6 protein-coding genes are annotated in these 6,164 nt (G+C 54.9%); 1 reads left to right on the plus strand and 5 read right to left on the minus strand.

The window, feature by feature from the left end:
* Positions 1–52 precede the first annotated feature (52 nt).
* The 4 genes from coaD to ACN0RL_RS08510 form a co-directional block, all read right to left on the minus strand.
* Entirely contained in the window at positions 53–535 is a 483-nt protein-coding gene (gene coaD / locus ACN0RL_RS08495; RefSeq protein WP_417515675.1) for a pantetheine-phosphate adenylyltransferase, read from the minus strand.
* A gap of 44 nt (positions 536–579) precedes the next feature.
* The gene (locus tag ACN0RL_RS08500) at positions 580–2,172 is read right to left on the minus strand and encodes a GMC family oxidoreductase N-terminal domain-containing protein (RefSeq protein WP_417515677.1); all 1,593 of its coding nucleotides are present in this window, start codon (positions 2,170–2,172) and stop codon (positions 580–582) included.
* 56 nt (positions 2,173–2,228) lie between these two features.
* Complete coding sequence (locus ACN0RL_RS08505; RefSeq protein ID WP_417515679.1) at positions 2,229–2,864, minus strand: hypothetical protein; 636 nt, start codon at positions 2,862–2,864, stop codon at positions 2,229–2,231.
* Between the two features lie 72 nt (positions 2,865–2,936).
* Positions 2,937–4,382 carry a coniferyl aldehyde dehydrogenase gene (locus tag ACN0RL_RS08510; RefSeq protein WP_417515681.1) on the minus strand — a complete coding sequence of 482 codons (1,446 nt, stop codon included), beginning with the start codon at positions 4,380–4,382 and terminating at the stop codon, positions 2,937–2,939.
* Between the two features lie 177 nt (positions 4,383–4,559).
* Between ACN0RL_RS08510 and ACN0RL_RS08515 the strand changes: the two genes are divergently transcribed.
* Positions 4,560–5,237, plus strand: coding sequence for a TetR/AcrR family transcriptional regulator (locus ACN0RL_RS08515; RefSeq protein WP_417515683.1), 678 nt, complete (start codon positions 4,560–4,562; stop codon positions 5,235–5,237).
* 197 nt (positions 5,238–5,434) lie between these two features.
* On the opposite strand, the gene yihA is transcribed toward ACN0RL_RS08515, so the two are convergent.
* Positions 5,435–6,073 (minus strand): ribosome biogenesis GTP-binding protein YihA/YsxC, encoded by a 639-nt coding sequence (yihA, locus tag ACN0RL_RS08520; protein WP_417515685.1) that lies wholly within the window; start codon positions 6,071–6,073, stop codon positions 5,435–5,437.
* Between the last annotated feature and the right edge of the window lie 91 nt (positions 6,074–6,164).

Genomic DNA, 6,164 nt, shown 5'->3' on the forward strand with positions numbered 1-6,164 from the left:
CGTTTCTTCGGCGGTCAGTTCAAGCGGGGCTTCTGCATTACCGGCTGGCTTTTCAGGCTTCGCTGAATTTCTTGGTCAGGGCCGCGGCAACAACCGGGTCAACGAACTCGGACACATCGCCCCCCAGAGACGCAATTTCCCGAATCAGACTGGAGGAAATGTAGGAGAGGTGATTGGACGGTGTCAGGAATACGCTTTCCAGTTCCGGAGCCAGGCGGCGATTCATATCCGCAAGCTGAAACTCATACTCGAAATCGGATACCGCCCGCAGGCCACGGATAATAACCGTAGCGCCCTGGTCACGGACGAAATCGGCAAGCAGATAGCTGAACCCGGTCACAGTGACGTTAGGAATGTGAGGCGTTGCCTTTCGAACCAGTTCGCAGCGCTCCTCAACGTCAAACAGTGGCTTTTTCTTGGAGTTATAGGCTACTGCAACAACAACCTCATCAAACATGCGGCTGGCACGCTCGATAAGATCCGTGTGACCGTTGGTGATGGGGTCAAAGGTGCCCGGGTAAATGACTTTAGACATGCACAGCTCCTTTTTATCAGGCCGCCAGATTACCAGTATTTCTGCTATTTCTGTAGCCGCTGCGCCAGACGGGAGCTGTTTCTTGCGGCTAAAGCATAAACCGAAAGCTGCGGATTGGCGCCGATGCTGGTCGGAAACACCGAAGCGTCGTGCACACTGAGATTGCTGACGTGATGATGCTCGCCAAATCCGTTGACCACAGACTCCTCAGGGTTGCTTCCCATGCCGCAACCACCCATTTGGTGTGCGGTGAACAGGCGGACCCGGTGGGGCGCCATAACAAAGCCGTCGATAGCTGCTTTGGCGTCGGCCCAGGTGGCGTACCAGTCTGAATCCAGATGCATCAGCCGCACCCGGTCGGCGCCAGCCGCAAACTGGATTTCGGCCATGGTGTAGAAGGCATTGCGGATACCTTTCCACAGATAGTCGGTGACCGGGTAATCCAGCACCGGGCTGCCATCGTCGCGGAGCGATACAGTGCCGCCAGGGCTGTTCTCGTGAAAGCCGTCCCGTAGAAGTGCGATAACAGACTGCATCCAGGGCAGGCGGGCCAGATTTTCAGCCTGCGTATCACCGTGGCCCGGGACAACGCCAGCAGCCATGGCCGGGTGCAGTGGTGGCACCTCCAGTTTATAGCCTGCCTCGCCATCTACGCCGTTGCGGAAGTTGAACTCGTCAGAATAGATAGACTGTGGCGCACCGTAGAACGGATCTACCAGTTTTGGCATTTGCGCAACGCTGGCGTTAACCGGGTGAATAAAGGAGCGCTTGCCAACGCGCCCATAAGGATCGGGCAACCCTGAACGCAGCAGCAGACCGGGCGAACCTATAGCGCTCGCGGCGACCACAAAGTGCCTGGCTTTCAGCGTTACCGTGATGCCAGAGGGTGTAATGCCATCACTGGCCATGGCACTGGCCTGCAGAGAGTCGATGCGGTCCTGGTTTATTAGCAGTCGTTCGGCGCGTAAACCATGGAATAACCGGGCATTATGGTCCAGCGCTCCGGGAATGGTGGTCATCAATGCGCCTTGTTTGGCGTTGGTGGGGCAGCCTGCGCCGCAGTAACCGAGATTCCAGCAACCTTTCACATTACGCGGGATAATCTGCCAGCTGTAGCCCAGTTTTTCACAGCCCTGCCGCAAGATGTCGTTATTGAGGTTTGGATCCATCTCCCAGGGCGACATGGAATGGCGTGTTTCCCGGCCGTCAAACCAGGGCGCCATGGCTTCCGGGCTCAGTGCATCAAGGCCAAAGCGTTTGCCCCAGTAGTTGAGAGTTGCGTCCGGCGTGCGGAAACTGCTGGTCCAGTTGACGGTAGTTGAGCCACCTACACACCGGCCCTGAAGAATGGCAATGGAGCCGTCTCTGGTGGCACGGCTCATACCTTCCTGATACAGGTTTGCGTAGGACGTAAGCTCGTCCATTTTGAAGTCTTTCTGATAATACAGCCGGCCTTCTTCCACCAGGACAACCGAGAGGCCGCTTTTAGCGAGAATTTCAGCCGTAGTGCCGCCGCCTGCCCCTGTGCCAACGATAACGACATCAGCTTCTACCGTCTGGTTTTCGGTAAGAGTGGCGCCTTCGGTGACTTTCCAGCCGGATTCAAGGCCCTGGGTAATACGATCGGTGAACGACATGGTTGGTGGATCCTTAATTTAAACTAAATCAGCAAACTGAAGCAGCCGACTGAAAATCACGCGTTGCGGAATTGTGGCAGGGCTTGTACCGCCCATTCGGGCGGTCCCGGGTAACCGGAAAGATGCCAGTTCTCCCGGTAGCCGTAAAACGACACGTTGCTGATTTTGGTGAGCGCCATATAGCCGTTATTGAATAACCCGATGCTGCTTGAGCGCCAGCGTTCCAGAAACTCATCGGCCTGCTCTGTGGTGACATTGCGCCAGGATGGCCAGACTCGGGCAACGGTCACCCGGGTAGGGCCGAAGTTGAGCAGGTCAAACAGTTGCCGGAGTTCTTTCTGGTTGGCGGGCCCGAATTTATGAATGCCGGCATCAATACGCTCAACGGTGCCGGCGATAACCGGGCGCCGGGCGTTAGGTTGTTCCGGAAGTGCCGAGCCCAGGATGGCAGGAAGCAGAGCTTCAAGAAGCTCGATGTCCTCGGTTGTCAAAAACTGGAACTGATAGCGGGCGTCCATGCGTGTTTCAACTGCCCCGAGCCGGCCGGCCGGCGCTGTCGCACAGCCGCTCAGGCCGGCGGTAATACTGACAGTGCCCAGAAACAGGGCGCCACCCAAGCCGGTGCGCAGAAAGCTGCGCCGGTTCAGGGATACAGAATTCAGCCCTTCGGATGGGTTAAGGTGATTTGGCATAGATGGCTCGCTTTTATTTTGTTTATGGCGATCGCCGGGGCGCATAAACGCCCCGGATATAACGAAGGAGACTCAGCGGATAAAAAACTTGTAAACCATTTTGTGGAAAGATGTTCCGTAAGGCGGGTAGACAAACTTTCCACTGTTGAATTTCTGCTTGGAAAAAATGGCGCGCTGGTGCGAGAAGGTAAGAAAGCCTTCCTTGCCGTGATAATGCCCCATGCCTGAGTCGCCGACACCTCCGAAAGGCAGGTCATCCTGGGCGACGTGCATCAGTGAATCGTTGATACACATCCCTCCTGACAGGGTGTTGTCGATAACCTGATGTTGCTGACCGCGATCGTAGCCAAAAAAATACAGGGCCAACGGGCGCGGTCGATCATTAATGTACTGAATTGCTTCATCAAGGTTGCCATAGCTCACTACCGGGAGGATCGGGCCGAAGATCTCATCCTGCATGAGTTTCATATCCGGCGTGGTTTTCAGCACCAGCGTCACCGGAATTTTATAGGTGCCATCCCCCATGTTTTCTTGCGCGGGGTTCATCTCGATCAGCTCGGCACCCCTCGATCTGGCATCCTCCAGGTAGCCTTGCAGCCGCTTGTACTGGCGCTCATTAATAATGGCTGTGTAGTCGTCGTTGTCGCGCAATGAAGGGTACATTTCTGAGAAGCGGGCGCGGAACTCGTCTACGAACGCCTGAGTACGGTCAGCAGGGCAGAGTACATAATCTGGTGCCACACAGGTCTGGCCAGCATTGAATGCCTTGCCGAAAGCGATACGCTGAGCAGCGTCCTCCATAGGCACATCCGGTGAAACTATGGCTGGTGATTTACCGCCCAGCTCCAGAGTAACCGGCGTCAGGTTCTCGGAAGCGGCGCGCATCACCAGTTTGCCCACCGAAGTAGAGCCGGTGAACAGCATGTGATCAAACGGCCTGGCCGAAAAATCGGCGGCAACGTCGGCCTCGCCATTGATGACCGAGACCAGATCTTCCGGAAAAGTGGCCTCGATAAGCTCTTTGAAAAGCGCTGATGTATGGGGCGTGAACTCGGACATTTTGATCATGGTGCGGTTGCCCGCCGCAAGCGAGGCTACGAGGGGCCCGACAGCCAGGTAAAGCGGGTAGTTCCAGGGCACAATGATGCCCACAACACCTTTGGGCTGGAAGCAGACCTTATTGCTGGCTGGCTGAAACAATATGGATACGTGCCTGCGCGAAGGCTTCATCCAGCCTCCGAGGTTTTTCAGGGTGTAGTTGATGCCCTGGATTGAAGGCATCACTTCGGCAATCAGGGACTCATCCCTCGAGCGGCATGAAAAATCCCGGTCTATGGCTTCCAGTAGTCGGCCCTGGTAGTCGAGCAGAGCCTGTTTGAGGCGCCTCAGGTTATCCTGGCGCTCCGCAAGCGACGGCGTTGGATCGTCGTGAAACGCTTTCTTCTGATCTTCAAACACCCGATGAGTGTGCTGAATGTGTTTTTTGCTCTCAGTGAGCTGAACAACGCTGGCACCCATGGTGTCCTCCTTAAACTGCCGTCGCTTCGCATTGGCAGCCTGTTGTTTTATGTTGGCGAAAAAACGCTCAATTTGCACTGGAGAGTATTATTAGAGTATATACTCTAGGTAGTCAAGCGGGCCCAATGGCGAATCAGGCCATTTGTGAGCTGTAAAACAACAAACGCCGATGAGCTTATGAAGACCAGAGACAAAATACTGTTGTCCAGCCTTGAGCTGTTTAATGAGCAGGGCGAACGAAACGTTACAACAAACCATATAGCTGCATACCTGGCGATTTCGCCGGGCAACCTCTACTACCACTTCCGCAACAAGTCCGACATCATTTACGAGATATTCCAGGAATATGAAAAACTGGTGGATTTCTATCTGGATATTCCGGAAAACCGGCCTATGACGCTGGATGATATGACGTTTTACCTGGAGTCGGTGTTTGACGGGCTCTGGAGTTACCGGTTTTTCCACCGGGATCTCGAATATTTGCTGGACAGAGACCCGCGCCTTCGCAGCGACTACCGGGAATTTACCAACCGATGCCTCGCAGCGATCAGTCGAATATTCGAGAAGCTGGCAGATGCCGGCATCGTAGAGCCGCAGCCCGAGGCCCTTCGGGGGGCTATGTCGTTGAATGTCTGGCTTGTGATCACTAACTGGATGGCCTTCCTGAAGACTGCCCATGCGGCCAAAGCCTCAGCCTGCCTGACCCTTCATGAACTGAAGCAGGGTATTTATCAGGTACTGACGCTTGAGATTCCTTACCTGACGCCAGTTTACCGGGAACAGGTTATGTCGCTGCGGGAGAAGTACCGGCCAACAATGCCGGAGCAAGAAGAGAAGTCTGAGAGCCCGGCTTAAGTGAGAGCGCCACCTGGCGGTGCGAAAACATAGACAAGCCTGACGGGCCCGGAACCTTTGGTGATTGAGCCTGTCAGATATAGTGGCGCCGGGAATCCGGACATTTCCGGCGCCTCCTGAGTGAGTTCTCAGGTTTTAGCACGTCGCAAACCCTGACGTTTTCCGGCCTGTTTTTTCACAGGCCGGATTTTTATAGATTAATCCCGCAGCCCCCCGGAACCTTCCAGCCAATTGATCAGCGCCGCCCGACACTCATCAACGCCGCGTTTTGAGGTAGCTGAAAACATGATCAGGTGCTGGACACAGGTGAACGCTTCAAGCCTGCGAGCTATGTCCATCATGCTGTTTTTCGCCTGCCCGAACTTGAGTTTATCCGCTTTGGTTGCAAGAATCATGAGAGGCAGCTTGTTATGCTCGCACCATTCCACCATCATTTGGTCGAAATCTGTGAGCGGATGGCGGATATCCATAACCAGAACCAGGCCACGCAGGCATCTGCGGTCATTCAGATAGTGCCCGAGATGTTTCTGCCAGTCGTCTTTCATGTCCCGGGATACTTTCGCGTAGCCATATCCGGGCAGATCTACCAGCCTGGCGTGTTCACGGTTCAGGGAAAAAAAGTTGATCAAGCGGGTACGCCCGGGAGTTTTACTCGTTCGTGCCAGCTTGCCAATTGCAGTGATTGCGTTCAGAGCGCTGGACTTTCCTGCGTTCGAACGCCCGGCAAAGGCGACTTCGGCGCCCGTGTCTGGCGGGCAGTCTTCCAATCGGGGGGCGCTGACCAGGAAGCGGGCGCTATTAAAAGAGATGCTTTTTTGAGTCAGATCAGAGTCCACAGCGGTTGGCTTTCCTTTGGATTTCAGTTATCAGGGATTAATGTATAATGCTACACCAATTCCGGGCGGTACGCTTGGCGTAACCGCTGTC

Origin of the sequence: Marinobacter sp. (genome assembly GCF_048259445.1) — a bacterium.
GTDB lineage: Bacteria > Pseudomonadota > Gammaproteobacteria > Pseudomonadales > Oleiphilaceae > Marinobacter.